Raw genomic sequence first — 26,462 nt, 5'->3', positions numbered from 1 at the left:
GGGGCCCACCGGCTGCCTGGAGTGCCGGATCCCGGCCGGTGCCGTGGCCGGCGGGCGTGCCGATCTCCGTGGCGGAGGCAGTGCTCGCTTCGGTGAGCCCTATTGCCGGCCAGGGTGCGGGCGGCAGTGCTCCCGGTGCGCCCGTTCCTTGTGGCACAGCTTCGGCCTGGGCTTCGGCTTGGGCTTCAGCGTCGGCCTGGGCCTCGGCGCCGGGCTGGGAGCCGGGCGGCTGTAGACGGTGCAACTGATGGCGGCGTCGCTCGGCACCTCGACCGTGAAGCCGAAGCCGTCGCCGTTGGTCACCGGCACGTCTCCGCCGGCGTCGATGTCACGGCAGACGGCGTTCTGCCCGTCCTGGGTGACCAGGGTGTGGCCGGGCCGCCGGGTCTCGGCGACGGTCACTTCGGCCGCCGTGTCCTCGTTGAACGTGAGGCCGAAGTTGACCGATCCGGTGCCGTCGTCGATCGTCGACTCCCTGCCGGGCAGGCCGCCGACGCCCGGGGTGGTGGTCTCGGCGGTGAACTCCCAGCCGGAGCCCGCCGGTGCGGCGCCGGTGACGTCCTCGCCGGTGTTGTTCGCCGGGACGATCTGCTTGATCACCGACAGGGATCCCCGGCACCGGGCGCGGGCGAGGTCGCGCAGCGCCTGGCCGGCCTCGGCGTAGTCACGGGTCTGGAAATAGTCGGCGTCGGCCGCGTTGGAGCCGCTGAAGGCGGTGGTGCCCGAGATGGCGCGCAGGTTGCGCGCGGTCAGGCCGGTCACGCGGTTGCCGACGCCGACGGCCAGGACGCGGGTGCCCTCGGCCTTGACCGCGTTGGCGGAGAAGATCCCGGCCTCCACCTCGGCGATGCGGGTGTTGCCGCCGTCGCCGAGCAGACTGTCGTAGAAGGTGGGATTGCCGTCGGTGAGCACCACCAGCAGGTCGTAGCGCGGCGCCGCCTCGGCGACCGCCCACAGGCCGCGGTCCCAGTTGGTGCCGCTGCCGAGTTCCCAGTCGGCGTACCGGTTCTTGAACGCCGCGGCGCCCGCCTCGGTGGAGACCGGCGTGAGTTCGGGACGGTTCACGGTGCCGACGCTCGGCGAGCGGCGGTCGAACGTGAACAGCGCCATCCGTGACGGCGTGCCGGTCAGCGCGTCGGTGAAGGTGTCGGCGGCCGCCTTCAGATCGGGCAGCGCGCGGCCCACCGAGGCCGACAGGTCGAGCAGCAGCGCGACATCGAGGCCGCAGGTGAGATCGGGCCGCGGATTGACCCGTGACTGCTGCCAGACACCGGTCGAGGCGGTGGCCTCCCCGCGCGTGTCGTCGATCACGAAGTCGCGGGTGGAGGTGTACGTGGCGCCGCTCGCCGAGGCGGGAAGCTCGAAGGCGTACGGGGTGGCGACGGAGTAGGCCCCGCTGCCGTGGCCGGTGCGCAACCGCAGGTTGGCATACCACCCGCCGGGCGCGGAGAGCTGCTTGACGTAGTAACGGGCGCCCTCGTCGGCACCGCGTGCGTCGGGGATGACGAAGCTGCAGTCGCCGTCGTGGTCCGACACGCACACGCCCCAGACGTCGTCCACCGGCTTGGTGGCGTCAGGGCCGTCGAACAGGCCGAGTTCGACACCGGCCAGCGGGCCCACCCTGGCGGGACCCGTCCGGTCACCGCCGACCTTCACCGTCACCACTGAGGTGTCCGGTGACGGTTCGGGCACGGCCCTAGGAAACGACGGGACCGCGAGCAGCCCGACGCACAACACGTTCGCCATCATGACCCCGGCTACGCGAGCACCGTTCATCTTTCCCCCTGCACGATTTCAGCAATAGGGACTGTAACCAGGGGTGAATCAAGGAACGCTTCCGACGTTTCCGACCTCACGGGAAAAACCCGTCGCACTTTGGCAGACGCTTGACCCAGGCCGGGCTTCCCTGACGCTCCGCGCCATTCCGCGGGAGAACGCGATGGGAACGGGCTTGCTCCGGTTTGACGGACGTCCGAGATCAGGGGCTCGAACCCGGCCCACAACGCGGTTTCGCCCGTGCGACCGGCATCATCGGAATGAAGGGGTGATCATGATCAGGAGGCGGGGAGTGCAGGAGATCGAGTTCCGGCTGAACGACGGCCACCACGACATTCTCGTCGACGGCGTTCCGCTGCTCGACCTCGTGCGCGCGGCGGAGCTGCCGTACGCACGGGACTGGGGCCTGTCCACCGCCCTCGGGCCGTTCGTCTTCGACCGCCGCCAGTACGAGGAGTCCCTGCGCGCTATCACGCCGCCACCCCGCGGGAGCTGCGGAGCAGCAAACGTGATTCTCCCCCACTGCGGTTTCACCACATGAGAACGCTTGGCCACACAGCCGCCCTCGATATTCTCGACGCCGCCCGGCGGCATGCGAAATCGCACAGCAGCGATACGAGCGCATTTTTCGACGCCGGACGGGAAATCGTTCTCGGTGCCCGGAGAACCCGCCGGGCCGCGTATTACTCGCTGAATTATCGCGCGACAAGCGCATCGTCGAGGGCGTGATCGACGGCCGCCTCACAGTGCAGTCTTGTCGTGGGGAAGACCGGTACGGGGCTGTCCTCCTGACCGACCAGCAACTCGATCTCCGTGCACCCGAGTATGATTCCCTGCGCGCCCTCGGCCACGAGGTTGCGGATGATCCGGCGGTAGACCTCGCGTGATTCTTCTCTGATGATGCCCACGCACAGCTCGCTGTAGATGATGTTGTGCACCAGCTTGCGTTCGGGCTCGTCCGGGACGATCACTTTCAACCCGCGCTCCGTGAGCTTGTCGCGGTAGAAGGTGTCGCTCATGGAGAAATCTGTTCCCAGGAAGCCGAGAACGTCCGTGCCGGCCGACAGCGCCGCGTTCGCGGTGGTGTCGGCCAGGTGCAGGAATGGAATGCTGATGGACTCCTGGACCTGGGCGGCGACCTTGTGCATGGTATTGGTGCAGAGCATGACGAAATCAGCACCGGCACCTTCGAGGGCTTTCGCGGCATCGGCCAGAATGACTCCTGCCTCATCCCATCTACCCTGCACCTGCATTTGCTCGATAACCGCGAAATCCACGGAATAGACAATGCAGCGGGCCGAGTGCAGGCCACCTTCTCGATCACGAACCAACTGGTTGACCAGTTGGTAGTAGAGGGCCGTGGATTCCCAGCTCATCCCCCCGATCATGCCGATGAGTTTCATGACGTGCCCCTTCGGGTCGTTGGCGGTGCACTGGCGCCGCTCTTGCCGGCTATTTCTTGATCGGCGGTATCCAGCCGTCTGGCCACTCTAGCAATATAATACGCGCGGCGGGATGTGTTCCGGTGTCATGTCCGCCGATAGTGCCCGCTATGGTTTCGGCGGCGGCGACGGCTGAACCGGGCCGGGAGAGTAAGCGGCTCTGGACAATGCCGTCTTCCCGATCGGGCGGCAGACTCCGCCCGAGCCGCGCATTGCGCCCGAGGGCCCAAACAAATTCCGGACAGTCGACTACACAAGTCGACCGAAGAAGAGGTGGACACGTGATCGGCGAGCGTGCGCCCAGCCCTCTTCTTACTACGGTGCATTTCCAGGTAACAAGCCCGGACGCCGCCAGGCGCCCTGCCGGGCCGGCGGTTCGGTGCTCTTGTGCATCGAGCGAGCCGCCAGGGCACTACTGTGCTGTCTGGGGCATGATCTCGTCGCTGCTGCGGGCGGCGAGCCATGCCCGCGGCCGGGCCACCTGCGGGTGGCCCGGCCCTTTTCGCCGAAGCCGGGTATCGCCGGCTGCGGTCGTGGACCTAAGATCGTCGAACATGATCGGTCGTCGGCTCTATCTCCTCGCCGGCTGCTTTCTGCTGGCTGCCGCCGCATATGGGGCATATGTCCAGGGCACCACGGAGGCGGCCCGGGAGACCCTGCTCATCGTGGCGGTCATCGGTGTCGGCTTCATGCTGGGCGCGGTCGCGATGGCCATCGTCGAATTCGGTGCGAACACCGCCAGGAAGCAGACGGATGACCGGGCGTCCGTCGGCGAGCGGCGCAGGTGAACCTCAGGCTTTCATCCGGCGGGTTCGATGCGGAGGACGGCGGCGGTCTCGCCGATCTTGACGACCTCCAGGCGCATGACGTCGTTGACGGTCGCGGCGGCGCCCTGACCACAGCTCATCCGGACGCCGCCACCGCCGTCCGACGACACGCCGCCGCCACCGGAACAGCCCGCGATGCTGAAGCCCGACCCCGTCAGCGGCGCGACCATCTCGACCGCCTCGCCGGTGATCGCCGTCACCTCGATCGGCCCGAGGCCGTAGGTGTCCGGCACTGTCACGACGTCTCCCACGGAGACCTTGATCTCGCACGTCCCGTCGGCGCACAGCCCGGCCGGCGCGGGTTCTGAGGCCGCCGGCGCGGGGCCGGACCTGCCGGGCGGGCCCTCGGTGGGGGACACGTTCGAAGGATCCGCGGCACACGACGTGAGAGCGGCGAACACGACCGCGACGACAGCGACGGACGTCCTTCTCCGTGTCACGGTCACCATGGAACCGCACTCCGGCTGGCGACGTCCACCCGCGCGGCCGGGTGCCTACGGGGTGACGGGCGCGTCCAGATCGACCAGGTTGCGATCCGGGTCGGCGGGGTCGTAGAGCACGCGAACGTGGGTCCGGCCCCGCAGACGGGGGCCGGGGTCGTGGCGGAGGTGGTCGCTGGTCGCGGTGTGGGTGCGGCCTGTCCGTTCGTCCTGCCAGATCGCGTGGACCACGTAGGGGTGCCGGTGGTTCACCCGTACGCTGATGTCGCGTCCCACATGGTCGATCTCCGCCCACACCTGCCGGCCCTGCTCGCGCAGCCAGGCCCGCAGCCGGGCGATCCGCCGTCCTCTGACGAACAGGACCGTGCCGAGCGGGGTGAACACCACGCCCAGTCCGCCGATGATCAGCGGGGCGAGGAACGCCGACCCGAACGACGCGATCCGCGCGTCGGACGGATCGTCCGGGTCGTAGGCCACGCTGACGCCGTCGCCCTCCGCGTAGGACGGGGGGTTGCTGCCGGTGGAGCCCTGGAACGAGTGGCGTCGGCCGTCGACCGTGAACTCGACCGTCGGGTACCAGGCCGTGCTGCTGCGGTTGCGGCCGTCGGCGGCCCGTGTCGTGGTGGTGCGTTCGGTCATCGCGACCACGGTGCCGTCGGTGCGTTCGGCCGAGCCCAGGAAGCTCGCCGTCGAGACCGCCAGGGCGATGCCGACGCTGAGGAGCACCAGCCCGACCAGACCGAAGATCGCGCCGATGATGGTGAAGAGGCGTCCGCTGTGCATGGGAGGAGTTTGCCGAAAAAGAAGCGGTATGTCGTATCGGATAGGTCGTCCCCCCGAGGCGTCCGTACCGGCTGACCGTAGTTCCGTGGAACTAGGCAGGTCAGTGCCGCCGGGCGATGTGGCGGAGGCGGGCCGGATCCTACGCTCGGGGCCGTGATCCACCGCCTGATCCCCGTCCTGCTCGCCCTCGTGACCCTGCTCGCCTGGGCGTCTCCCGCGGCCGCGCACGGCCGCGACGCCGAGGCCGATGTGCGTTTCGCGCAGACGATCGCCGGCATGGAGCTCACCGTCGTGGTCCGGGCGAGCCTCCGGGTTCCGGCTCCGCTGCAGGTGGACGTGGTCGCGCACGATCCCGGGCCGGGCGGGCCGGTCGAGTTGGCCGTCCGGTCCGTCGAGGACGGCGGGTCGTCCGCGGCCTCGGTGCGGATCGCGGCGGGACGGCCCGGCATGTACCCGGCCGTCCTGCGCGCCGGGCGGGTGGGACCGCACGAGCTGGAGGTGCGGGCCGGCGGGGAACGGTCGGTGCTGCCGTTCGTCCTGCTGGTGCCGCGCACGCCGCGCTGGGAGGTCGTCGTGTACGCGGCTTTCGCGTGCGGGGCGGTGGCGCTGCTCGGCGCGCTGGCGAGCGCGGCGCTGCGGCGCAGGGGCGCGGCGGCGGGGTTCGCGGGGACGTTCGCGGTGGCGATCGTCGTGGCGTTCACCACCGGAGCGGTCTCGCCCTGGTTCGCGCCGGAGGGGGCGCCGGCTCCTGAGACGCTCACCCGTCCGAACGCGCAGCCGCTGGTGGAGGTGGCTCCGGAGCGGCCCGCTCTCCGGGCGGACTTCCGGCTGCGGGTGACGTTGTCCGACGGCTCCACCGGGGGCCCGGCGGACGACCTGGCCGAGCACCACGCCGCCCTGGCGCACCTCGTGGTGACCAGCGACGACGGCCGCTTCTTCCGGCACGTGCACCCGCTCAGGACCGGGCCGGGCGTGTACGAGGTGGGGCTGCGCGCGGAGCGGCCGGGACGGCATCTCGTGTACGTCGAGTTCGAACGCGCCGGTGCGGGCGGCCAGCTCGTCTCGGGCGGGTTCTCCGTGTCCGGCCCGGACGACCGCGATCGGGGGGAGAGCCCGGCGACCGCCTCCACCGGCGCGCCGCCGGTGACCGAGCCCGCGCGTCCGGCGGCCGGACGGCCGCTCCGCCTCACGCTGGACACCGGCGCCGGCGCGCTGCGGCCGTGGCTCGGCATGGCCGGTCATCTGATCGTGCGCAGCCAGGACGGCGGTTACCTCGGCCACGTCCACGAGGCCCGTTCCATGGCCGGCGCCACCGCTGCCCGTCCGCCGGACGAGTCGGTCGCCCGTTACGGGCCGCGGCTGGAGTTCGTCTTCAGCTTTCCCCGGCCGGGCCGCTACCTGGTCTGGATCCAGTACGCGCGGGACTACCGGATCGTCACCGTGCCCCACGTCATCGAGGTCGCGGCGGAAGGGGGCGGCCGATGAGAGGCCGCCGGTACGTCGTCCTGCCGGTGCTGCTGATCGTGGCGGGGCTCGTCTGGCTCCTCCGCGGGGCTCCGGCTCCCGAACCGGCCGAGCTGCACGGCCGGGGCACCCGCCACGCCGTGGTGGTGCGGCTGGAACCCCGTCCCGGCTCCCTCGAAGCGCGGGTCGAGCTCCATCCGGCGTCCCCCGCGGAGGTCTCGGTCTTCGCGGTGATGCCGCACATGGGGCACACCACGCCGGAGATCCCGGCGCGGCCCGACGGTCCGGGCCGCTATGTGGCCCACGGCGAGCTGTTCACCATGACGGGCACCTGGGAGCTCGGCGTCCGCGTGCACGGCGCCTCGGGCACCGAGGTCATCAAAATCCCCACATTGGTCACAGAATAGGAGAAATTTCTCATGTCATCCGAACGTCCACATATCCCCCGCCGGGAGGTCGCCGGCGCCTGGGTCCTGCTCCTCGGCTACGCCACGTTGCTGACCGGCATGGTCTGGGACGGGCAGTGGCACGGCGACGTCGGGCCCGACAACTTCTGGACCGCCCCCCACCTGCTCCTCTACGCCGGCACCGGCATCATCGGGCTCACCTGCCTGATCGTGGTGCTGCTGTCCACCTGGGCGCGCGGCCCGGCCACCAGCACCCCCTCCGCGACGGTGCTGCGCACCTTCCGCGCGCCGTGGCCGTTCCTGGTGGGCGGGCTGGGCGCGTCGGGCAACCTCCTGTACGCGGGCTCCGACCTGTGGTGGCACGAGGTGTACGGCTTCGACATCGCCGCCGGGACCACCCCGTCGCACTTCGGGCTCGGGCTGTCCATCCAGGTCGAGATCTTCGCCATGATCATGGCGTTCGCCGTGCTGCGGCGCACCCGGGCCGAGCGATGGGGCCTGGCCCTGGCCGTCGGCCTGGCCACCCTCGGCTCGACGTCGGCCTTCGGCATGGTGTCGGAGCTGATCTTCGAGTGGCTGCCCGGGGTGGCGCCGCGCGTGCTGGGCCTGGGCGCGGCGGCGGCACTCATCCTGAGCCTGGTCATCGGCCTCACCCGGTCCTGGCACTGGCCCGCCGCGACGGGGCTGACGTTCGTGCTCGTCCAGGGCGGGCTCTCCCTGTTCGCCCCGGCCGCCACCCGGTGGTACGCCGAGACGATCGGCCAGCCGATGCGCGACTACGCCGCGAACATGCCACAGGCGCTGATCGGGTTCCCGGTCACCTATCCGCTCGTCGCGCTGCTGGCCGGCGCCATGACGGCGTGGGCGGTCCGGCGCGCGGTGCACCCGGTGCGGATCGCGGTGGCGGCCGGCGCGCTGGCCGGGCTCAACACGGCGCTCTTCTACGGCGTGCTCGGCATTCTGGAGATGAACCTGCCGGTCACCCTGGTCGCGGCGACCGCCCTGGGCGCGGGGACGGGCTGGCTGGGCTGGCAGTGCGCCGTCCTGCTGCGCCGGTTCGGCGAACGCGGCCGGTCCGTCCCGCAGGCGGTGACGGCATGAGGCGCGTCCTGACGGCGCTGGCGGCGGCCCTGGCCGTGCTGGCCGGCGCGGGACCGGCCGCCGCCGCCCCGCTCCCGGGTGAGATCGTTCACACCGAGACCGTCCCGATGAGCGACGGGTCACCGATCACCGTAGGGTTCACGGAGTGGCCGGTCCGTGCCCTGCAGTCCCTCGACTTCACCTTCGTACCGGCGGGCGGCATCGACGGGCGCACCGGCCTGCTCACGACCGTCTCGCCCGGCGGTGACCGCAAAGGACTGAAGGGCATCGTCCTGCAGCGTCGCGGCGATGCCATCGTGCTGCCGCGCCATCCCCGCGCGGAGCAGGTCTGGGGGCTGGACGTCGTCTCACTGCCGGAGGAGGGCACATGGCGGTTCGAGTTCGCCGTGGAGCGAGCGGGCGCGACCTCGACGGGAGCCCTGCCGGTCCAGGCGATCGGCCAGCCGGGACCGCCGCTCGGGCTGAGCTGGACCATCGCGCTGCTGCCGTGGGCGCCGGTGGTGGTGCTGGTGACGGGCGGCTGGGCGCGTACGAGGGCGATCCGGCGCGGCGCGAAACCGGGCTGGAGTGGCTGAGCGACGTCCTGCCCGCCGTGCTGCCGCCGCTGGCCGCCTGGCTGCTCGTGCCCGGCGACCGGCCGGGCGTGCAACTGGCGCTGGCGGGCGCGCAGTCGGCGGCGCTGATGTGGTCGCGCCGCTTCCCGCTGTCCGCGCTGGGGGTGAGCGTCGCCCTTGAGCTGGCGCTGATCCTGGTCAAGATGCCCGTCCTGGTGGCGCCGCTGGTCGCCGCGTCCCGTCTCGGGGCGTGGGGCCGGGGCGGGCACCGGGAGCTCGGCGTCGCGGCGGTGCTGGCCCTGCTGGGCCTCGGGCTGCCGGTCACGCTGGTGTCACTCGGTGAGCCCCTGCGGGTGGTGGCCGTGTACGCGGTGGCGGCGGTGCTCGTCGTCGGGTTCTGGGCGATGGGACGGGCCGACGGACGCCGCCGCGACCGCATCCGGGAGCTGGAGGCCGAACGCGAGCTGGCCGAGCGCCGCGCGGCCGAACGCGAGCGGACCCTGCTGGCCAGGGAGCTGCACGACATTCTCAACCACTCGGTCACCACGATGGTGGTCGACGCGGAGGCCGGCGCGGACACCCGTGACGACATGGAGGAGACGCTGCGGCGGGTGGCCCGTACCGGCCGGGAGTCGCTGGCCGAGTTGCGGCGGCTGCTCGGCGTGCTCAGGCAGGCCCCGCCCGGGCACGATCCGCTCGCCCCTCCCCCACGGCTGGAACAGCTCGACGCCCTGGTGGCGGCCCTCCCGCCGGGTGGGCCCCGGGCGACGCTGACCCGCTCGGGCGACGTCCGCCAGGTCGACACCAGCATCGAGCTGGCCGCCTATCGNNNNACGCCGGGCCCGTGGACGTGCGGGTGTCGCTCGACTACGGCGCCACCCGCCTGGTCGTCACGGTGGTCAACGCCGTCCCCGTCACGGCCCCCGCCGGCGGGCCGGGCGGGGTGGGGCTGATCGGCATGCGCGAACGCGTCGGGCTGCTCGGCGGCACCGTGCAGGTGCGTGCGGGGCGCGAGACGTTCGAGGTGCGCGCGACGCTGCCGCTGCGGGAGGTGTCGTGACCGCCATCCGCGTCCTGGTCTGCGACGACGAGCAGTTGCTGCGCGAGGCGCTGGTCCGCCTGGTCGGGGCGGCGGACGACCTGACCGTGGTGGCCGCCGTGGGCGACGGCGCCGCCGCCGTGGCCGCCGTCGCGGAGCACCGCCCGGACGTGGTGCTCATGGACATCCGCCTGCCCGGCATGGACGGCATCGAGGCCACCCGCCGCATCGCGGGCGGGCACAGCCGGGTGCTCATTCTCACGACATACGACCTGGACAGCTACGTCTACGCCGGGTTGCAGGCCGGAGCCAGCGGCTTCCTGCTCAAGGACGCGCCGGGCGAGCGCATCCGCGACGGCATCAGGATCGTCGCCGCCGGCCAGTCGGTGCTGGCGCCGGAGGCGACGACCCGGATGATCGAGGCGTTGCAGCCCGCCCTGCCCACCGACGCCGACCGCGCCCTGCTGGCGGCGGCCGACCGGCTCACCGACCGCGAGCGGCAGGTGTGCGAGCTGATCGCCGAGGGGCTGTCCAACGACGAGATCGCCCGCCGGCTCGTCATCAGCCGGTACACCGTGAAGGTGCACGTGTCGAGCGTCCTGGCCAAGCTGGACCTGCCGGACCGGGTGCACGTGCTGCTGTCGTGGACACGGCTGCGCGCCCTGCGCCTGCCGTAGCCGGAAGGCGCACGCGGCTCGGCGGGCGGCCGGAGCGGAACGTGGCCGTCAGCGACCGTCCTGGATGATCCGGTACCCCACTCCCGGGGTGGTGGTGATGGCCGGGGGCTCGCCGAGCTTGCGGCGGAGCCGGCCGATGGTGACCGTGACGGTGTTGGTCAGCGGGTTCGCGTGCTCGTCCCACACCTGTTCCAGCAGGTCCTCGGCGCTGAGGAAGGCGGGCGCGGCGCGCAGGAGCGCTTCGAGGAGGGCGAACTCCTTGACCGACAGGTCGAGGTGCCGTCCGTCGCGGGTGACGGTGCGGCGCAGCGGGTCGAGTTCGATCCCGGCGGCTCTGAGCCTGCGGGGCCGGGCGGCGGGCTGACGGCGGGCCAGAACGCGGATGCGCAGCACGAGCTCGGGGAAGTGGAAGGGCTTGGCGAGGTAGTCGTCGGCCCCCAGGGTCAGGCCCGAGACCCGGTCCACGGGCGCGTCGGCGGCGGTCAGCATCAGGATCATCACCCGGTCGTCGCGCTCGGTGATCATCTGACAGAGCGTGTCGCCGTGGATGCCCGGCAGGTCGCGGTCGAGGACGACCACGTCGTAGGCGTTGAGGTCGAGTTTGGCGGCGGCCGCCAAGCCGTCGTAGGCCACGTCCACGGCCATGCCCTGATCGCTCAGCCCTTCGGCGATGACGTCGGCGAGGGAGCGGGCGTCTTCGACCACGAGCACTCTCATGCGCCGCCCTCCGCCGCCACGGGCAGCGAGACGGCGACGCGCAGGCCGCCCTCCGGCCGGGCCCGCAGGTCGAGGGTCCCGCCGTGCGCGGCGGCGACGGCCGCGACGATGGCCAGGCCGAGCCCGGAGCCGTCGCCGGAGCCGGTGCGGTCGGCGCCGAGCCGCTGGAAGGGCCGGGCCAGCCGGTTGACCTGCTCCTGGTCGAGGACGTCCCCGCCGGTCTCGACGACGAGCCGGGCCGTCGTGTCGTCGGCGCCGGCCGCGAGGTGGATCCAGCCGCCCGGGTGGTTGTGGGTGACGGCGTTGTCGACGATGTTGCCGATCATCCGGGTGAGCAGGGTGCTGTTTCCCGCCGTCCAGGCGGCGGCGTCCGTGGAGCGGACGGTGAGGTGCTTGGCGGTGATCTCGGCGGACCTGGCCTCCAGGGCGGTGCCGGCCAGGCGGCCGAGCGAGAGCGTCGTGCGGTCGGCGAGCGCGCCGTGCTGGGCGCGGGCGAGCAGCAGAAGTCCTTCGAGGAGCCGGTCGACCTCGTCGAGTTCGGTACGCAGCCGTACGGCCAGCGCGGCCGTCTGCGCCGGCACGGGCTCGGGCTTGGCCAGCGCCACGTCCAGGGAGGCGCGCATGGTGGCCAGCGGCGTGCGCAGCTCGTGGGAGGCGTCGGCCACGAACCTGCGCTGCGCGGCGAACGACGTCTCCAGCCGTTCCAGCAGGTCGTCGATGGTGTCGGCGAGATCCTTGACCTCGTCGGCGGGGCCCTGCGCGGCCAGCCGCTCGTGCAGGTTGTCGGCGGAGATCCGGCGGGTGGTCGTGGTGAGCGTCCGCAGCGGGCGCAGCACCAGGCCCGCGATGCTCCGGCCCAGCACGACCGACACCGCCCCCATGACCACCAGGGCCACGGCCGAGCCGATCAGGAACTGACGCGCCTGAACCGTGTGCAGCTCCGCGAGCTGGGCCTGGAGCAGCGCGACCTGCTCGGCGGTGGCGGCCGGCGCCGTCGCGCCCGGCGGGGACTGGCTGACCAGTGTCCCTCCGAGCCCCACGAGGTTGGTGATGACCAGCAGCCCGACGCCGGACAGCAGGAACATGGCACCGTACAACATCGTGAACCGCACCCGTACGGTACGCGCCCCCAGCCGCCGCTTTCTCATGCGTTCATGATGCTCCTTCGCACCTAACAGCGACATGACGGCACCCGTTCGGCCGGTGTTAGCGGCGTTTGCGTACAACCGGTCGCATGCGATCAACCATTGAGGTCAAGGGGCTGCGCAAGCGGTTCGGCCGGACCGTGGCGCTGGACGGCATGTCGTTCACCGTGGAGCCCGGGGAGGTCACCGGATTCGTCGGGCCCAACGGCGCCGGAAAGAGCACCACGATGCGGGTGATCCTCGGCCTGGACGCGCCCGACGAGGGCAGCGCGCTCGTCGGCGGTGTGCCGTACCGGACTCTTCGCCGGCCGCTCACCCACGTCGGGGCGCTGCTGGACGCGGCGGCGCTGCAGCCCGGCCGGACCGCGCGCAACCACCTGCTGTGGCTGGCCCACTCGCAGGGTCTGGACGGCAGGCGCGTCGACGAGGTGCTCGACCAGGTGGGGCTGCGGTCGGCGGCCAGGCGCAGGGCGGGCGGGTTCTCGCTCGGGATGCGGCAGCGGCTCGGCATCGCGGCCGCCCTGCTCGGCGACCCGCCGGTGCTCATGCTGGACGAGCCGGCCAACGGCCTGGATCCGCAGGGCATCGTGTGGATGCGCGGCCTGCTCCGGTCGCTGGCGGGTGAAGGACGGGCGTTGCTGGTGTCCAGCCATCTGATGAGCGAACTCGAGGACAGCGCCGATCACCTGGTGGTGGTGGGCAACGGCCGGGTCATCGCCGACACCAGCGTGACCGACCTCATCGCGGCCGCGTCCGGCGGTCGCTGCACCGTGCGTACGACGGCGTCTCCGGCGGCGGTGTCGGCCCTGGGGCGCGCCGGTGCCACCGTCACCGTCGCCGACGCCGGCACGCTGGTGGTCTCGGGCCTGCCGGCCGAGCGCATCGTCGCCGTGCTCACCGCGGACGCGGTGCCGTTCTCCGAGGTCGCCGCCCACCGGGCGACGCTGGAGGAGGCTTATCTGGCTCTCACCAGCGAGGCGGTCGAGTACCGGTGAACGACTCGTTGCGGCTGCTCCACGCCGAGTGGACCAAGTTCAGGACCGTACGCGGCTGGGTGGTCGCCCTGACGGCCGCGGCGCTGGTCACGGTGTCGCTCGGGCTGCTGTCGGCGTCCGGCGACCATGCCTCGTGCGACCGTGACGGCCGCCCCGCCGACTGCCCGCCGCCCGCCGTGGGACCGGACGGCGAACAGGTGGACGACAAGTTCTTCTTCGTGCACCGGCGGCTGACCGGCGACGGGAGCATCACCGCTCGTCTCACGTCCATGACCGGCCGGATCCGCAAGCCGGACGTCGTCCCCCGGGTGCGGAACGAGATCGCCGGGGTCGTGCCGTGGGCGAAGGCCGGCGTCATGATCAAGGCGAGCATGACGCAGGGTTCCGCCTACGCGGCGGTGCTGATGACCGGCGAGCACGGCGTGCGCATGCAGCACGACTTCCTGCATGACGTGGCCGGCCGGCCCGGCGGCGTCTCCGAGCGGTCACCCCGGTGGCTGCGCCTGGTCCGCTCCGGTGACACGCTCACCGGGTACGAGTCCGCCGACGGCACGCGATGGACCCGCATCAGCACCGCGACCCTGTCCGGGCTCCCGGCGACGGTCGAGGCCGGCCTGTTCGCGACCTCCCCCGGCGACCTGACCGTCACGCCGGCCGACCTCGGCGGGCACATCGCCGCGGCCCGCTTCACCGAGGCCACCGGCGAGTTCGACCAGGTCGCGCTCGCGGGCACGCTGTCGGGCGGCTGGCGCGACGACGAGGTCGGCGCCCAGTACCTGAACGGGCAGGTGCACCACCCGGGCCGCTCCGCCCGGTCCGGCGAGACCTTCTCCGTCACGGGGGTCGGCGACATCGCACCGGCGGTGGAGGGCATGACCGTCGAACGTCCGCTCAGCGGCGTGCTGATGGGCCTGCTCCTGGTCATCGTGGTGGCGGTCATGTTCGGCACCGCCGAGTACCGTCACGGCCTGATCCGCACGACCCTGCTGGCGGGCCCGCGGCGCGGCCGGGCGCTGACTGCCAAGGCCGTGGCGCTCGGCCTGGTCACCTTCGCCGTCGCCCTGCCCGCGATCGCGATCACGGTCACGGCCGGCGGGCAGATCCTGCGGGCCAACGGCAACGCCGTCCTGCCGGTGCCGGTGCTGACCCAGATGCGGGTCGTGGCCGGTGTCGCGGCGGTGCTCGCGCTGACCGCGGTGCTCGCCCTCGCTCTCGGCGTGCTGCTGCGGCGCAGCGTCGCGGCGGTCCTCACCACCGTCCTGGTGGTACTGGTCCCGCACATGCTGGCGACCACCTCCGTGCTGCCGGAAGCCGCCGGGCAGTGGCTGCTGCGCCTCACCCCGGCGGCCGGTTTCGCCGTCCGCCAGAGCATCCCCGAATACCCGCACGTGCTATGGCACTACACGCCGATCGCCGGGTTCTACCCGCTGCCGCCCTGGGGCGGCCTGGCCGTGCTGGCCGGCTACACCGTGCTCGCCCTCGGCCTGGCCATCCACCGGCTCCGCGGGAGGGACGCGTGACGGATCACCTGCGTGCGGAGTGGACGAAGATCCGCACCCTGCCCGGCACCGGCCGGCTGCTGGTGACGATCGTGGCGCTGACCGTGGCGGGCAGCGTCACGGCCTCCGCCCTGGTCTCCTGCACCGGCGAAGCCTGCGGCTACGACCCCGCCGTCATCGGTCTCTTCGGCGTCCAGGTGAGTCAGGCGGTCGTCGCCATCCTGGCCGTCCTGATGGTCGCCGGCGAGTACGGCACCGGCATGATCGCTCTCACGCTGACGGCCATGCCGGACCGGATCCGCGTCCTGGCCGCCAAGGCGATCGTCCTGGCCGGCCTGACCCTGGTCACGGGCGGCGTCGCGGTGCTCGCCTCCGTGCCGGTCACGCGGCGGCTGCTGCTCGGCAACGGGTTCGCCCCCGAGGCGCTCGTGCTCACCGCCGGTCCCATGCCGCGGGCCGTCGTCGGCTCCGTCCTCTATCTGACGCTGATCGCCCTGTTCAGCCTGGGGGTCGCCACCGCCGTACGTGACTCCGCCACCGCGATCGGGGTCGTGCTCGGCCTGCTCTACCTCTTTCCCGCCCTCATCCTCCTGGTCGGCGACGAGGGCTGGCAGCGCACTCTGTGGCAGATCTCCCCGATGAACGCCGGGCTGGCCGTGCAGAGCACGACCAACCTCGCCGCCCTGCCCTTGAGCCCGTGGGCCGGCCTGGGCGTGCCGGCCGCCTGGGCCGCCGCCGCGCTCGTGGGCGGCGGCCTGTCGTTCCGGGCGCGCGACGCGTAGCCGCAGGTCCGGCCCAGAGCCGTGGCCGTACGGCGTTCGAAGGGAGGTCAGACGCCGAAGGCCGCCGGGTAGCGGATGACGCCGCTCGGGACCGGTCGCTCAGGGTCGAGGGCGAGCGCCATCATGTACTTGTCCTCGACGTCGAACGGCGGGCGGATGCCGAACCCGGAGGCCGGGGTGAAGCCGAAGCGCGGGTAGTACTCGGCGTGGCCGAGCACGACCACCAGGTTCTCGCCCTGCTCGCGGGCCGCGCGCAGGGCGGCGCGGATGGCGGCGGAACCGGCGCCCTGCCGCTGGTGTCCGGGCCTGACGGCGCACGGGCCCAGGGCGAGGGCGGGTGAGTCGCCGACGTGGCAGCGGGTGAGCAGCGCGTATCCGATGAGATCCCCGCCGGGGGCCTCGGCCAGCCAGGACAGGCCGGGCAGCCACGCCTGCGGGTCGGCCCGCAGCGCCTCGACGAGGTCGGCCTCGAGCGGGCTGGGGAAGGCGGCGAGGTTGACGTCGCGGATGGCGGCGACGTCGCCGGCGGTCTCGGGGCGGGTGGTCCAGGAAGCGGTCATGGTCGGGTTCGTTCCCTTCTGCGGGTGCAGGGTTTGGCCGGTGTGCCGGGAGTCCGCGCCGTGTTCGCGGTCCCGGAATCTGTAGGTGGCGGCGCTGGTGTCCAGGACGTCCGCACCGGGAGCCGGCGCGGCGGCCTCGGCGTGGCCGGCCCCGGGATCGTCGGCCGGGTCCACCTTGGTCAGGGCGATCAACGGCCGCGCCCCGCTCTCCCAGGCCAGGGCGCGCAGCCGCGCCAGTTCGGCCGCGTCCAGGGGCCGGGCCAGGGACAGGGCCAGGGCGATGACGACCGGGTCGACGTCGGCGGCGAGCACCTGCCCGTGGGAGGACCTGGACGCCGGCGAGCGCACGATCGCGCGGTGCCGCGGCAGCAGGGCCACCGGGCGCGGCTCGGCGTCCGGACGCAACGCGGCCCAGTCGCCGGTGCAGGGCGTCCGGAGCGGGTCGGACGGGTGCGCGGCGTACGTGGCCCGCGTCGAGCCCGACGCGGTGATCGCCGTGCACCGGCCGCGATCGGCCCGTGCGATCCGGGCCGGTACGAGGCCCGCTGCGTCGTGTTCGGTGAAGGTTCGGTCGAGTGCGCCGGTCCACCCGTACCGGGACAGGCCGGATGGATCGGTGTGCGTGTGTGGCAACGTGAGAGACCCTTGCGGTGAAGGGGCCCCGACGAGACGCGGACGTCACCCCGCCCGGCGAGCGCGACGGCTCAGGGCTGAGGGAGGCAGTGGGTCAGACCGGGGCCCGGGACGTGAGGTTGGTCCGGGCGCTGCGCATGGCAGCGGTCTGCACCGCGGTCATCGAACCTCACCTCCCTGCCACGCTGATCCCGTACCGAACGAACGGCAGCCTAGCACCCCGGCCGGGGTCGGCCGGTTCCCGTTCTCGTCCGGTGGAACCGGCCCGCTGCCGGCACTTCACGTGGAGCGCACCCTATGAGGTGGTCAGGCGGTGCCGGTGCGTGGGCAGGCCGTAGGTGGGGTGCGAGGTGGCCCACAGCGCCGTCCTGAGGATGCCGGCCTTGATCCGTGCGGACGTGCGGCCGCCCAGGTACGCCGGCTTCGCCCGCCCTTCGTCGTCGATCGTCTGCAGGATCCCGTCCTGCCGTCCGAGGCTGATGCTGTTGTAGGTGTGGACCAGCTTGGTGTGCGGGACCGTGCGGCCGGTCAGGCGTCCCACGATCGCCTCGATGGCCTGGCGGCCGGTGTGGCCGGCCGAGGCGCAGGACATCGGCAGCGGCCGGCCGGTGTCGCCGACGGCGTGGACGCTGTCGCCGACGGCGTAGACGTCCGGGTGCGAGAGCGACCGCATGGTGCGATCGACGCTGATCTGACCGGTCCCGGTGACCGCCAGCCCGCCGGCGGCGGCGATGGGGGCGACCGCGAACCCGGCCGTCCACACGGTCGCGTCGGACGCCAGGACGGTGCCGTCGGCGCACCGCACCCGCGTCGCTTCGACGGCCGCGACGCTGGTCTGCTCCAGGACGGTGACGCCCAGCCGGTCGCAGGCCCGGCGCAGGTGGCCGCGGGCTCCGGCGGAGAGCCGGGCGCCCAGTTCGCCGCGGGCGATGAGCGTCACCGACAGGCCGGGCCGGGATTCGGCGATCTCGGTGGCGGTCTCGATGCCGGTCGGCCCGTCGCCGACGACCAGCACGTTCCCGCTCTCGTCCAGGCTGTCCAGGTGGTCGCGCAGGCGTGAGGCCGAGGGCCGGCCGGTGACGTCGAAGGCGTGCCCGGCCACGCCGGGGACGCCGTGGTCGGCGACGTGGCTGCCGAGCGCGTAGACCAGCGTGTCGTAGCTGAGTTCGCCGCCGCCGGCATCCGTCACGTCGGCGTCCGTCACGGCGGCGTCCGTCACGGCGGCGTCCGTCACGGCGACGACCCGGCGCGCGGGCTCGACGGCGGTGACGCGGGCCAGGCGCAGCCGTATCCCGGTGCCCGCGAAGACGTCGGCGAGCTTCGGGGCCTCGATCTCCTGGCCGGCCGCCACCTGGGGCAGCCGCATGCGCTGGACGAAGTCCGGTACGGCGTTGACCACGGTGATCTCGGTGTCCTCCGGGGACAGCCGGCGGGCCAGGTTCCCCGCCACGTAGGCCCCGGAGTAGCCGGCGCCGAGGACGACGATGCGGTGCTTCATGGGTGACTCCTGTCGGTTCGCTGGTCGGCTCGGCCCCGGGTCACCGGGTTTCCTGATCGAGGGTGCCGTGCGCCCGGGCCGAGAGGTCCTGCCAGTCGGCCCAGGTCCTGAGCCGGTCGGCGTAGACCTGCTGGAGCATCGGGTAGAAGCCCTGCCCGAAGAGCACGCGCAGGGGCGGGTCGTCGGAGTCGACGATCGTGAGGAGGGCCTGGGCCGCGGCGGCCGGGTCACCGGCGAGCTGCTTGCCCGCGAACGCGGCGATGCGCCGGCGCAGGCCGTCGTAGATCGGGTCGGGGTCGGACAGGTGGCCGTTGGCGAGGGGATCGGGGTTCTGGCCGCCCCTGGTGGCGAAGCCGCCGGGCTCGATCACGGTCACCTTGACGCCGAAACCGGCGACCTCCTGGGCGAGGGACTCGTTCACGGCTTCCAGGGCCCACTTGGAGGCGCTGTAGGCGCCGCTGAGCGGCATCGCCATGAGCCCGGCCGCCGAGGAGAGCTGGACGACGTGTCCCGCGCCCTGCTCGCGCAGGTAGGGCAGCGCGGCCTGGATCACCCACACCGCGCCGAACAGGTTGGTCTCCAGTTGGTCGCGCAGGTCCTGCTCGGTCAGCTCCTCGATCGCGCCGACCTGGGCGTAGCCGGCGTTGTTCACGATGACGTCGAGACGGCCGAAGTGCTCCCTGGCCCGCCGTACGCTCGCGAAGACGGCGGGTTTGTCGGTCACGTCCAGCTCCAGCGGAAGCACGGCCGCGCCGTGGGCGGCGACCAGCGCGTCGAGGCTCGCAGTGCTCCGGGCGGTCGCGGCCACCTTGTCACCGCGCGACAGGGCGGCCTCGACGAAGTCGCGGCCCAGGCCGCGGGACGAACCGGTGACGAACCAGACCTTGCTCATGATGTCTTTCCGTTCTCTGAGATCGCGATGTTCGGGGGGTGGCGTCCTGACGACCATGCGGCGTCGGCGCCCCGGACTTTGTGACAGTGCGGCCGTCCGACGGGTGTCTTCGATCACGCGTGTCACATTTCGGGGGGCTCATCCGCCTTCTTCATGGAGCAGGAACCGAGGGCGGACAGGAGCCGGGTATGAACGAGCGCAGGAACGCGACGACGGTCACCGCCGGGCCGACGGCCGGTGGCGGCCGGACGGACCCGGCGACCGAGGCTTTCCTCGCGCACCGCAACCTGCTGTTCACCGTGGCCTACGAGATGCTCGGCTCGGCGGCCGACGCCGAGGACGCGTTGCAGGAGACCTGGTTGCGGTGGGTCAAGGTCGACCTGGACCAGGTGCACGACCGGCGCGCCTACCTGGTGCGGATCGCCACCCGGCGCTCGCTCGACCGGCTGCGCGTGATCCGGCGCCTCAAGGAGGACTACGTCGGCCCCTGGTTGCCCGAGCCGCTGCTCACCGCGCCGGACGTGGCCGAGGACGTCGAACTCGCCGAGAGCGTGTCGATGGCGCTCATGCTCGTGCTCGAGACGCTCTCCCCCACGGAACGCGCCGTCTTCGTGCTGCGCGAGGTCTTCGGGGTCAGTCACGAGGAGATCGCGGCGGCCGTCGGCAAGAGCTCCGCGGCCGTCCGGCAGATCGCGCACCGCGCCCGCCGGCATGTCGAGTCTCGCCGTCCGCGCGAGGTGGTCTCCCCGAGCCAGGCCCGGGTGGTCCTGGAGTCGTTCCAGCGCGCGTTGGAGACCAGGGACCTGAAGGGCCTGCTCGACGTGCTCGCCCCGCAGGTCGTCCTGGTGAGCGACGGCGGCGGCGTCAAACTGGCCGCGCAGCAGCCGATCACCGGCGCCGGCAAGGTGGCCCGCATGATCGTCAGCGGTCTCGGCAAGGCCCGGGTCGCGCTCACCAGCGAGCACACCGTGGTCAACGGCAACCCGGCGCTCCTCCTCCGCCTGGACGGCGAGATCGACGGCGTCATAGCGGTCCGGGTCGAGGACGCCCGCATCACCGGCCTCTACTACGTCCGCAACCCGCAGAAGCTGACCCGTATCGCCTCCGAGATCCCGCTCACCCTGCGCTGAACACCGACGACGAGCCGACCCGCACGTCCGGGCGGCCCTGCCCGCCACCAGCACAACCGGCTCCACCACATCCATCACTGGGAGGTCTTTCATGACGAAGAGCGTTGCCGGCGACCTGACCGGCCTCGAACTGCCGATCGAGCGTGGTTGCCCGTTCGCCCCGCCCGCCGCCTACGACCGGCTGCGCGAGCAGGCCCCGATCAGCAAGGTCCGCCTGACCAGCGGCGGCGAGGCGTGGTGGGTGTCGGGGCATGAGCAGGCCCGTGCCGTCCTGGCCGATTCCCGCTTCTCCTCCGATCGGCGCAACGACGGCTACCCGCTCTACACGCTCGACGCGGCGACCCTGCTGATGCAGCGCACCCAGCCGCCGGTGATGCTCGGCATGGACGGCGCCGAACACGCCGCGGCCCGCCGCCCGGTGGTCGGCGAGTTCACCGCGAAACGACTGGCCGCGCTGCGCCCGCGCATCCAGGACATCGTCGACCGCTTCATCGACGGCCTGCTCGCCGCCGACCGGCGGCCGGTGGACCTGGTCCAGGCGCTGTCCCTGCCGGTGCCGTCCCTGGTGATCTGCGAACTGCTCGGCGTCCCCTACACCGACCACGACTTCTTCCAGAGCCGCACCGCCATGATGGTGAGCAAGACCTCGCTCGAAGACCGCCCGCGGGCCTTCGCCGAACTGCGCGCCTACTTCGACGACCTGGTCACCCGCAAGGAGTCCGAACCCGGCGACGACATCCTCGGCCGGCAGATCACCCTGGGCGCGCTCGATCACACGGGCCTGGTGAGCCTGGCCTTCCTGCTGCTGACCGCCGGTCACGAGACCACGGCGAACATGATCTCGCTCGGCGTGGTCGGGCTGCTCTCCCGTCCGGAGCAACTGGCCCTGATCAAAGCCGACCCGGGCCGGACACCCGAGGCCGTGGAGGAGTTGCTGCGCTACTTCAGCATCGCCGACGGGGTCACCGTCCGGGTGGCCACCGAGGACGTGGAGACCGGCGGGGTGAGCGTCAAGGCCGGCGAGGGCGTCATCGTCTCGACCCTGTCCGCCGACTGGGACCCGGCGGCCTTCCCGGACCCGGCCGAACTGGACATCGAGCGCGGGGCCCGCCACCACCTCGCCTTCGGCTTCGGGCCGCACCAGTGCCTGGGCCAGAGCCTGGCCCGGATGGAACTGCGGATCGTCTTCGACACGCTGTTCCGCCGCATCCCCGCCCTGCGGCTCGCCGCACCGGCCGAGGACCTGCCGTTCAAGAGCGACGCCGTCATCTACGGCCTGCACGAACTCCCGGTCACCTGGTGAGCGGGACATGACGCGAGGCGAGGCCCGCCGCGTAAAGACATCGCTTCGGGCCGAGCCGGCGGGCGATAAACCGCACGGGCCTGGGTAAGCCCTGTTCTGCCGCGCTGACCTGCGGAATCTCCACCACGGTGGGCGTCGAAGAGCATGGGGGGACCTCGGTGACCATTCACGGACCGGGCGCCGGCGCGGCCCGTACACCCCCGGCCGGGCGAGAGCCGTGCTCACGCCGGCGCTGATCGCCGCGGCGCCCGCCGACCTCGCCGCGGCGCGCACGCAGATGGCCCTGTCGCTCGGCTGGCACATCATCGTGGCCTGCCTGGGGGTCGGCATGCCGGCCATCACGCTGATCGCCGAGTGGCGCGGGCACCGCACCGGCGATGTCCACTACCGGCTGCTGGCCCGCCGCTGGGCGCGGGCGATGGGCGTGCTGTTCGCGGTCGGGGCGGTGTCGGGCACGATCCTGTCGTTCGAGATGGGGCTGCTGTGGCCGGGGCTGATGGGCGTCTACGGCGAGGTCATCGGGCTGCCGTTCGCGCTGGAGGGCATCGCCTTCTTCATCGAGGCCATCTTCCTCGGCGTCTACCTGTACGCCTGGGACCGGCTGCCGCCGCGGGCGCACCTGCTGACCGGCGTCCCGATCGTGCTGGCGGGTGTGGCCAGCGCCTTCTTCGTGGTGACGGCCAACGCCTGGATGCAGCACCCGACCGGGTTCGCGGCCGAGGGCGGCCGGGTCGTGGCCGTGAACCCGTGGGCGGCCATGTTCAACCCCGCCACGCCGCCGCAGACGACGCACATGATCCTGGCCGCGTTCATGGTCGCCGGGTTCGCCATGGCGAGCGTGTACGCGGTCGCCATGCTGCGCGGGCGGCGCGACCGCTACCACCGGCTGGGGCTGCTGCTGCCGCTGACCGTCGCGGCCGTGGTCACCCCGGTGCAGATCGGGGTGGGCGACTGGGCCGCCCGCTTCGTCGCCGAGAACCAGCCGGTCAAGCTCGCCGCCATGGAGGGGGTGTTCGAGACCGGGCGCGCCGTCCCGCTGCACGTCGGCGGCGTGGTGATCGACGACGAGTTGCGGTACGCCCTGGCGATTCCGTACGGGCTGTCCCTGCTGGCGCACGGGAACCCGGACGCCGAGATCATGGGGCTCGACGAGGTGCCGCGCGCCGACCGGCCGCCGGTGAACGTGGTCCACTGGGGGTTCCAGATCATGGTGGGCTGCGGGCTGGCCCTGCTGGGCCTGGCCGCCTGGCTGGGCCTGGCCTGGGCGCGGCGGCGCGACCTGCCGCGCTCGCGCTGGTTCCTGCGCGCGTCCGCGCTGTCGGGCCTGGCCGCGGTGCTCGCGCTGGAGGCCGGCTGGGTCGTCACCGAGGTCGGACGGCAGCCGTGGATCGTCTACGGCGTGCAGCGCACCGCCGACGCGGTCAACCCGGCACCCGGGCTGGTGTGGGGGTTCGTCCTGGTCAGCGTCGTGTACGCGGTGCTGACCGCGGCCACCGTGTACGTGCTGCGCCGGCTGGCCCGCGACGAACCCGTGCCCGTCGCGCCCCAGGAACGCGACGTGACCGGCTACCGGGTGGTGTGACCGTGCCGCTCGCGGAGATCATGCTCGCCGTGCTGTGGCTGGGCCTGACCGCGTACGTGCTGTTCGGCGGGGCCGACTTCGGCGGCGGCGTCTGGGACCTGGTCGCCGGCGGCGCCGAGGCGGGCAGGCGGCAGCGGGCGCTCGTGGAGCACTCGATCGGGCCCATCTGGGAGGCCGACCACGTCTGGCTGATCTTCGTCATCGTGCTGATGTGGACCGGCATCCCGTCGGTGTTCGCCGCCGTGGCCTCCACCATGTACATCCCGCTCACCCTGGCCGCGCTGGGCATCATCGGCCGGGGCGCGGCCTTCGCCTTCCGTAAGGTCTCCACGGAGCTGTGGCAACGCCGGCTGTTCGGCGCCGCCTTCGCCTTCTCGTCCGTGGCGACCCCGTTCTTCCTCGGGACGGTGGCCGGCGGCCTCGCCTCCGGCCGGGTGCCGCCGGGCATCGCCGAAGGTGACCTGGTGGGAAGCTGGCTCAACCCCACCTCGCTGCTCGCCGGCGCGCTGGCCGTGACCAGCGCCGCCTACCTGGCCGCCGTCTACCTGACCCGCGACGCGCACCGCGGCGGCGCGTCCGACCTGGTCGACGGCTTCCGCCGGCGGGCCCTGGGCTGCGGAATCGTCGTCGGGCTGCTGTCGGCCGCCGGCCTGATCGTCCTGCGCCTGGACGCGCCCGTCCTGTTCACCGAGCTGACCTCCGGCCGGGCCCTGCCGCTGCTGGTCCTGTCCGTGGCGGCCGGGCTGGCCTCGCTGGTCCTGCTGTGGCGCCGCGCCTACCTCGCCGTACGCGTCACCGCCGCGCTGGCGGTGGCCGGGCTGCTGTGGGGGTGGGGCGTCGCGCAGTACCCGGTGCTGCTGCCGGGAGTCACCCTGGACCGGGCGGCGGCCACCGATTCCGTGCTGGCCGCGACCCTGGGCGCGCTGGCCGTGGGCGCGCTGCTGCTGGTGCCGTCGCTGTGGTGGTTGTACGCCACCTTCCAGCGCGGCGAGGCCGGCCCGCGCTCCTGACGGCCTGGACGCGGCCGGGCCGTCATACCCGCGTCATACCGCCGGCTGCGACATTGGTTCCGCAAGATCGTCCACGGAAGGAATGACATGCGGAAACTCTCGGCCGTCGTCGCGGTCTGCTCGGGCGTGCTGGCGCTGGGCCTGAGCGCCACGCCCGCTCAGGCCGTACCGGGCGACTGCAGCCATGGGATCACGGACGGTGCCGTGGACTTGGCCTGGGGGCGGTGCATGACGGGAACGGGAACCCAGCGGGTGGTGGTCGACTGCAGGTCGGACATCGACGACCCGGCAACCGAGGTCCGCTACTACGGGGCGTTCGTGGGCGTGCGCGAGCTGTCCAAGAGGGCGTGCCCCCAGGACCGGCCGTTCGCCGCCTGGACAACCGTCTGGCCCAGGAACTGACGCCTGGTCGCCTGTCCACCCGCGCTGCGCGCCCACCACCCGGAACGTCGCGTCGTCAGCGCGACGCAGGGCCGCACAGCCGGACGAGTTCGGGGACCAGCCTCCTGAGCAGTTCCTCGTCCTTCGGGTCCGAGGGCGCGTATTCGGTGATGCCCAGGCCGACGATCTCGTGCCGGGCCGCCAGGCCGGCGATCGCCTCGGTCAGCGCCGTCGCGGACAGGCCGTCCGGCTCCGGGTAGCCGACCGAGGTGATGCCGTCCAGGACGTCGAGGTCCACGTGGATGTAGAGAACCGCGTTCTCGTCGATGGTGGACAGGCCGCCGATGCCCGCCCGCTCGATGTAGTCGGCCTCGGCCGGATCCAGGCGACGCGTTCCGGCCAGGGCGATCTGGTCCGGGCGCAGCGCCGGTGAGGGGACCAGGTCGGGCGGGCCCTCGCCCTGCAGCGTCCGGAGGATCATGCCGTGGAAGGCGCCCGACGGGGAGGTGGCGGGCGAGTTCATGTCGCCGTGGGCGTCGAACCACACGAGGTTCAGGCGGTCGCCGTGCCGGCGCAGCGCCGCCGCGACCGGTTCGAGCTCGACGCCGCAGTCTCCGCCGACCGTGACGACGAAGCCGTCCTCCGGGAGCGCCCGCCGGACCCGGTCGGCGGTCTCGGCCAGGCCGGCGCCGGTGTCCACCCGTACGTGCCGGGCGTCGGGAACCATCGCGGCCAGCCGGGCGGCGCCTTCGACCAGCCTGGGTGCGGTGGGTGACAGTGAACCCTGCCACTGCGGAACCTCGACTACAGTCAGCATCTCGCCCTCCTGGCATGGATTTCTGGTGGCCGGACGTCAGTGTCGCGTGGTCCAATCAGCAACGTCCACTTAGTAATCCTGTGCTGATCTATAAGGACTTCTTGATGCTGGATCCCACTCGGCTGCGCCTCCTGCGCGAGTTCGCCGAGCACGGCACGATGACCGCCGTGGGCGAGGTCTGCGGCATGACCTCGTCCGCCGTCTCGCAGCAGCTCGCCACCTTGGAACGCGAGGCCAGGGTGGCGTTGTTCGAGCGTGCCGGGCGCCGCGTCCGCCTGACGGCCGAGGGGCGGCGGCTCGTCCGGCACGCGCACATCGTCCTGAACGCGATGGACGCCGCGGAAGAGGACCTCCGCTCGGCCTCGACCCCCAGAGGACCCGTGCGGGTGGCCTGTTTCGCCACGGCCGCGGTCCACCGCCTGCTGCCCGCGACGGCCGCCGCCAGGACCCGCCATCCCGGCCTCCACGTGATCGTGTACGAACTCGAACCCCGGGAGGCGGTCGAGGCGCTCCGTGACGGCGGCTGCGACCTCGCGATCACCTTCACCTACAGCCTGATCCCCGAGGAGCCGCCGCCCGGAGTCACCCGGCGCTCCCTGGCCGCCGAGCCCATCATGATCGCCTTTCCCGTCGGCCACCCGGCCGCGACCGGCGAGGTGGACCTGCGCAGGCTGCGCGAGGAGTCCTGGATCGCGGGCTCCCGGGGCACCACCGACCACGAGATGCTCAACCGCGCCTGCGCCCTGGCGGGCTTCCAGCCGAACGTCATCCACACGGCCGACGACTACGCGCTCGTTCTGCGCATGGTCCGTGCGGGTCTGGGCGCCGCCCTGGTCCCCGAACTGGTCGCCACGGTGGTCGGCGTCCCCGACGGCGTGGTGCTCCGTCCGGTCTCCACGATCGAGATCACCCGGACCACCCATGCGCTGTTCCGCACCGTGACCCCGGCCGTCAGCGCCGTGCTCGAACTGCTCGGCGACTGACGGCCCGGCGCCGCCCTCCGTGACC

Annotated in this window: 27 protein-coding genes and 1 pseudogene; 17 read left to right on the top strand and 11 right to left on the bottom strand. The window is 72.5% G+C overall.

Going from position 1 to position 26,462, the window contains the following annotated elements:
• Nucleotides 1–99: 99 nt before the first annotated feature.
• Nucleotides 100–1,776 (bottom strand): vWA domain-containing protein, encoded by a 1,677-nt coding sequence (locus FAF44_RS31310; RefSeq protein WP_237106913.1) that lies wholly within the window; start codon nt 1,774–1,776, stop codon nt 100–102.
• 274 nt (nt 1,777–2,050) lie between these two features.
• On the opposite strand from FAF44_RS31310, the gene FAF44_RS31305 reads away from it, so the two are divergent.
• A complete protein-coding gene (locus FAF44_RS31305; RefSeq protein WP_237106912.1) occupies nt 2,051–2,317 on the top strand; it encodes a hypothetical protein in 267 nt (88 codons plus the stop codon).
• A gap of 154 nt (nt 2,318–2,471) precedes the next feature.
• On the opposite strand, the gene FAF44_RS31300 is transcribed toward FAF44_RS31305, so the two are convergent.
• Nucleotides 2,472–3,179: an aspartate/glutamate racemase family protein gene (locus FAF44_RS31300; protein ID WP_237106911.1), complete on the bottom strand. Its 708-nt coding sequence runs from the start codon at nt 3,177–3,179 to the stop codon at nt 2,472–2,474.
• A 470-nt stretch (nt 3,180–3,649) separates the two neighbouring features.
• Here FAF44_RS31300 and FAF44_RS31295 point away from each other — a divergent pair, with 470 nt between their 5' ends.
• Nucleotides 3,650–4,006: a hypothetical protein gene (locus FAF44_RS31295; protein WP_237106910.1), complete on the top strand. Its 357-nt coding sequence runs from the start codon at nt 3,650–3,652 to the stop codon at nt 4,004–4,006.
• A gap of 11 nt (nt 4,007–4,017) precedes the next feature.
• Here the strand turns inward: FAF44_RS31295 and FAF44_RS31290 are convergent, their stop codons facing one another.
• Together FAF44_RS31290 and FAF44_RS31285 are read right to left on the bottom strand one after the other, a co-directional pair.
• Nucleotides 4,018–4,404: a hypothetical protein gene (locus FAF44_RS31290; RefSeq protein WP_237106909.1), complete on the bottom strand. Its 387-nt coding sequence runs from the start codon at nt 4,402–4,404 to the stop codon at nt 4,018–4,020.
• A 135-nt stretch (nt 4,405–4,539) separates the two neighbouring features.
• Nucleotides 4,540–5,268: a DUF3592 domain-containing protein gene (locus FAF44_RS31285; protein ID WP_237106908.1), complete on the bottom strand. Its 729-nt coding sequence runs from the start codon at nt 5,266–5,268 to the stop codon at nt 4,540–4,542.
• A gap of 153 nt (nt 5,269–5,421) precedes the next feature.
• On the opposite strand from FAF44_RS31285, the gene FAF44_RS31280 reads away from it, so the two are divergent.
• The 6 genes from FAF44_RS31280 (at nt 5,422) to FAF44_RS31255 (ending at nt 10,510) form a co-directional block, all read left to right on the top strand.
• Complete coding sequence (locus FAF44_RS31280; RefSeq protein WP_237106907.1) at nt 5,422–6,753, top strand: hypothetical protein; 1,332 nt, start codon at nt 5,422–5,424, stop codon at nt 6,751–6,753.
• Nucleotides 6,750–7,139 carry a FixH family protein gene (locus tag FAF44_RS31275; protein ID WP_237106906.1) on the top strand — a complete coding sequence of 130 codons (390 nt, stop codon included), beginning with the start codon at nt 6,750–6,752 and terminating at the stop codon, nt 7,137–7,139. The genes FAF44_RS31280 and FAF44_RS31275 overlap by 4 nt, the downstream gene beginning before the upstream one ends.
• A gap of 12 nt (nt 7,140–7,151) precedes the next feature.
• A complete protein-coding gene (locus FAF44_RS31270) occupies nt 7,152–8,240 on the top strand; it encodes a hypothetical protein (protein ID WP_237106905.1) in 1,089 nt (362 codons plus the stop codon).
• Nucleotides 8,237–8,815, top strand: coding sequence for a hypothetical protein (locus FAF44_RS31265; protein WP_237106904.1), 579 nt, complete (start codon nt 8,237–8,239; stop codon nt 8,813–8,815). Before FAF44_RS31270 ends, FAF44_RS31265 begins: the two co-directional genes overlap by 4 nt.
• Entirely contained in the window at nt 8,728–9,747 is a 1,020-nt protein-coding gene (locus FAF44_RS55990; protein WP_237106903.1) for a histidine kinase, read from the top strand. Before FAF44_RS31265 ends, FAF44_RS55990 begins: the two co-directional genes overlap by 88 nt.
• A 103-nt stretch (nt 9,748–9,850) precedes the next feature.
• The gene (locus FAF44_RS31255; protein ID WP_237106902.1) at nt 9,851–10,510 is read left to right on the top strand and encodes a response regulator transcription factor; all 660 of its coding nucleotides are present in this window, start codon (nt 9,851–9,853) and stop codon (nt 10,508–10,510) included.
• A 48-nt stretch (nt 10,511–10,558) separates the two neighbouring features.
• On the opposite strand, the gene FAF44_RS31250 is transcribed toward FAF44_RS31255, so the two are convergent.
• On the bottom strand, nt 10,559–11,227 hold the full coding sequence (locus FAF44_RS31250; protein WP_237106901.1) for a response regulator transcription factor: 669 nt from the start codon (nt 11,225–11,227) through the stop codon (nt 10,559–10,561).
• Nucleotides 11,224–12,375 (bottom strand): sensor histidine kinase KdpD, encoded by a 1,152-nt coding sequence (locus FAF44_RS31245; RefSeq protein ID WP_237106900.1) that lies wholly within the window; start codon nt 12,373–12,375, stop codon nt 11,224–11,226. Before FAF44_RS31245 ends, FAF44_RS31250 begins: the two co-directional genes overlap by 4 nt.
• Nucleotides 12,376–12,461: 86 nt before the next feature.
• Between FAF44_RS31245 and FAF44_RS31240 the strand changes: the two genes are divergently transcribed.
• From FAF44_RS31240 to FAF44_RS31230, 3 genes are read left to right on the top strand one after another with little or no spacing between them, the layout of a single operon-like run.
• Entirely contained in the window at nt 12,462–13,367 is a 906-nt protein-coding gene (locus tag FAF44_RS31240) for an ABC transporter ATP-binding protein (RefSeq protein WP_237106899.1), read from the top strand.
• Nucleotides 13,364–14,887, top strand: coding sequence for a DUF1349 domain-containing protein (locus FAF44_RS31235; protein ID WP_237106898.1), 1,524 nt, complete (start codon nt 13,364–13,366; stop codon nt 14,885–14,887). Before FAF44_RS31240 ends, FAF44_RS31235 begins: the two co-directional genes overlap by 4 nt.
• The gene (locus FAF44_RS31230; protein WP_237106897.1) at nt 14,884–15,648 is read left to right on the top strand and encodes an ABC transporter permease; all 765 of its coding nucleotides are present in this window, start codon (nt 14,884–14,886) and stop codon (nt 15,646–15,648) included. Before FAF44_RS31235 ends, FAF44_RS31230 begins: the two co-directional genes overlap by 4 nt.
• A 47-nt stretch (nt 15,649–15,695) precedes the next feature.
• Here FAF44_RS31230 and FAF44_RS31225 read toward each other — a convergent pair whose 3' ends face one another.
• The 4 genes and pseudogenes from FAF44_RS31225 to FAF44_RS31215 form a co-directional block, all read right to left on the bottom strand.
• Nucleotides 15,696–16,208: a GNAT family N-acetyltransferase gene (locus FAF44_RS31225; protein ID WP_237106923.1), complete on the bottom strand. Its 513-nt coding sequence runs from the start codon at nt 16,206–16,208 to the stop codon at nt 15,696–15,698.
• A gap of 96 nt (nt 16,209–16,304) precedes the next feature.
• Nucleotides 16,305–16,586 (bottom strand): annotated as a pseudogene (gene rsgA, locus FAF44_RS56470) (GTPase RsgA); the annotation flags it as partial.
• Between the two features lie 550 nt (nt 16,587–17,136).
• Entirely contained in the window at nt 17,137–18,339 is a 1,203-nt protein-coding gene (locus FAF44_RS31220) for an NAD(P)/FAD-dependent oxidoreductase (RefSeq protein WP_237106896.1), read from the bottom strand.
• A gap of 40 nt (nt 18,340–18,379) precedes the next feature.
• Complete coding sequence (locus FAF44_RS31215) at nt 18,380–19,231, bottom strand: SDR family NAD(P)-dependent oxidoreductase (protein ID WP_237106895.1); 852 nt, start codon at nt 19,229–19,231, stop codon at nt 18,380–18,382.
• Between the two features lie 188 nt (nt 19,232–19,419).
• Between FAF44_RS31215 and FAF44_RS31210 the strand changes: the two genes are divergently transcribed.
• From FAF44_RS31210 to FAF44_RS31190, 5 genes are all read left to right on the top strand, one after another.
• Nucleotides 19,420–20,361, top strand: a complete 942-nt coding sequence (locus FAF44_RS31210; protein WP_237106894.1) for an RNA polymerase sigma-70 factor — start codon at nt 19,420–19,422, stop codon at nt 20,359–20,361.
• 91 nt (nt 20,362–20,452) lie between these two features.
• Nucleotides 20,453–21,664, top strand: coding sequence for a cytochrome P450 (locus tag FAF44_RS31205; protein WP_237106893.1), 1,212 nt, complete (start codon nt 20,453–20,455; stop codon nt 21,662–21,664).
• Between the two features lie 217 nt (nt 21,665–21,881).
• Nucleotides 21,882–23,246, top strand: coding sequence for a cytochrome ubiquinol oxidase subunit I (locus tag FAF44_RS31200; protein ID WP_237106892.1), 1,365 nt, complete (start codon nt 21,882–21,884; stop codon nt 23,244–23,246).
• Between the two features lie 2 nt (nt 23,247–23,248).
• Nucleotides 23,249–24,256, top strand: a complete 1,008-nt coding sequence (locus FAF44_RS31195; RefSeq protein WP_237106891.1) for a cytochrome d ubiquinol oxidase subunit II — start codon at nt 23,249–23,251, stop codon at nt 24,254–24,256.
• Between the two features lie 87 nt (nt 24,257–24,343).
• Nucleotides 24,344–24,658, top strand: coding sequence for a hypothetical protein (locus FAF44_RS31190; protein ID WP_237106890.1), 315 nt, complete (start codon nt 24,344–24,346; stop codon nt 24,656–24,658).
• Nucleotides 24,659–24,713: 55 nt separating this feature from the next.
• Here the strand turns inward: FAF44_RS31190 and FAF44_RS31185 are convergent, their stop codons facing one another.
• Nucleotides 24,714–25,454 carry an arginase family protein gene (locus tag FAF44_RS31185; protein ID WP_237106889.1) on the bottom strand — a complete coding sequence of 247 codons (741 nt, stop codon included), beginning with the start codon at nt 25,452–25,454 and terminating at the stop codon, nt 24,714–24,716.
• Nucleotides 25,455–25,558: 104 nt separating this feature from the next.
• On the opposite strand from FAF44_RS31185, the gene FAF44_RS31180 reads away from it, so the two are divergent.
• A complete protein-coding gene (locus tag FAF44_RS31180; protein ID WP_237106888.1) occupies nt 25,559–26,437 on the top strand; it encodes a LysR family transcriptional regulator in 879 nt (292 codons plus the stop codon).
• The last annotated feature ends 25 nt before the right edge of the window (nt 26,438–26,462 follow it).

It is taken from the genome of Nonomuraea sp. MG754425, from assembly GCF_021699195.1.
In the GTDB taxonomy this organism is placed as follows: Bacteria; Actinomycetota; Actinomycetes; order Streptosporangiales; family Streptosporangiaceae; genus Nonomuraea.
This window is presented reverse-complemented; position numbering and strand designations above follow the sequence as displayed.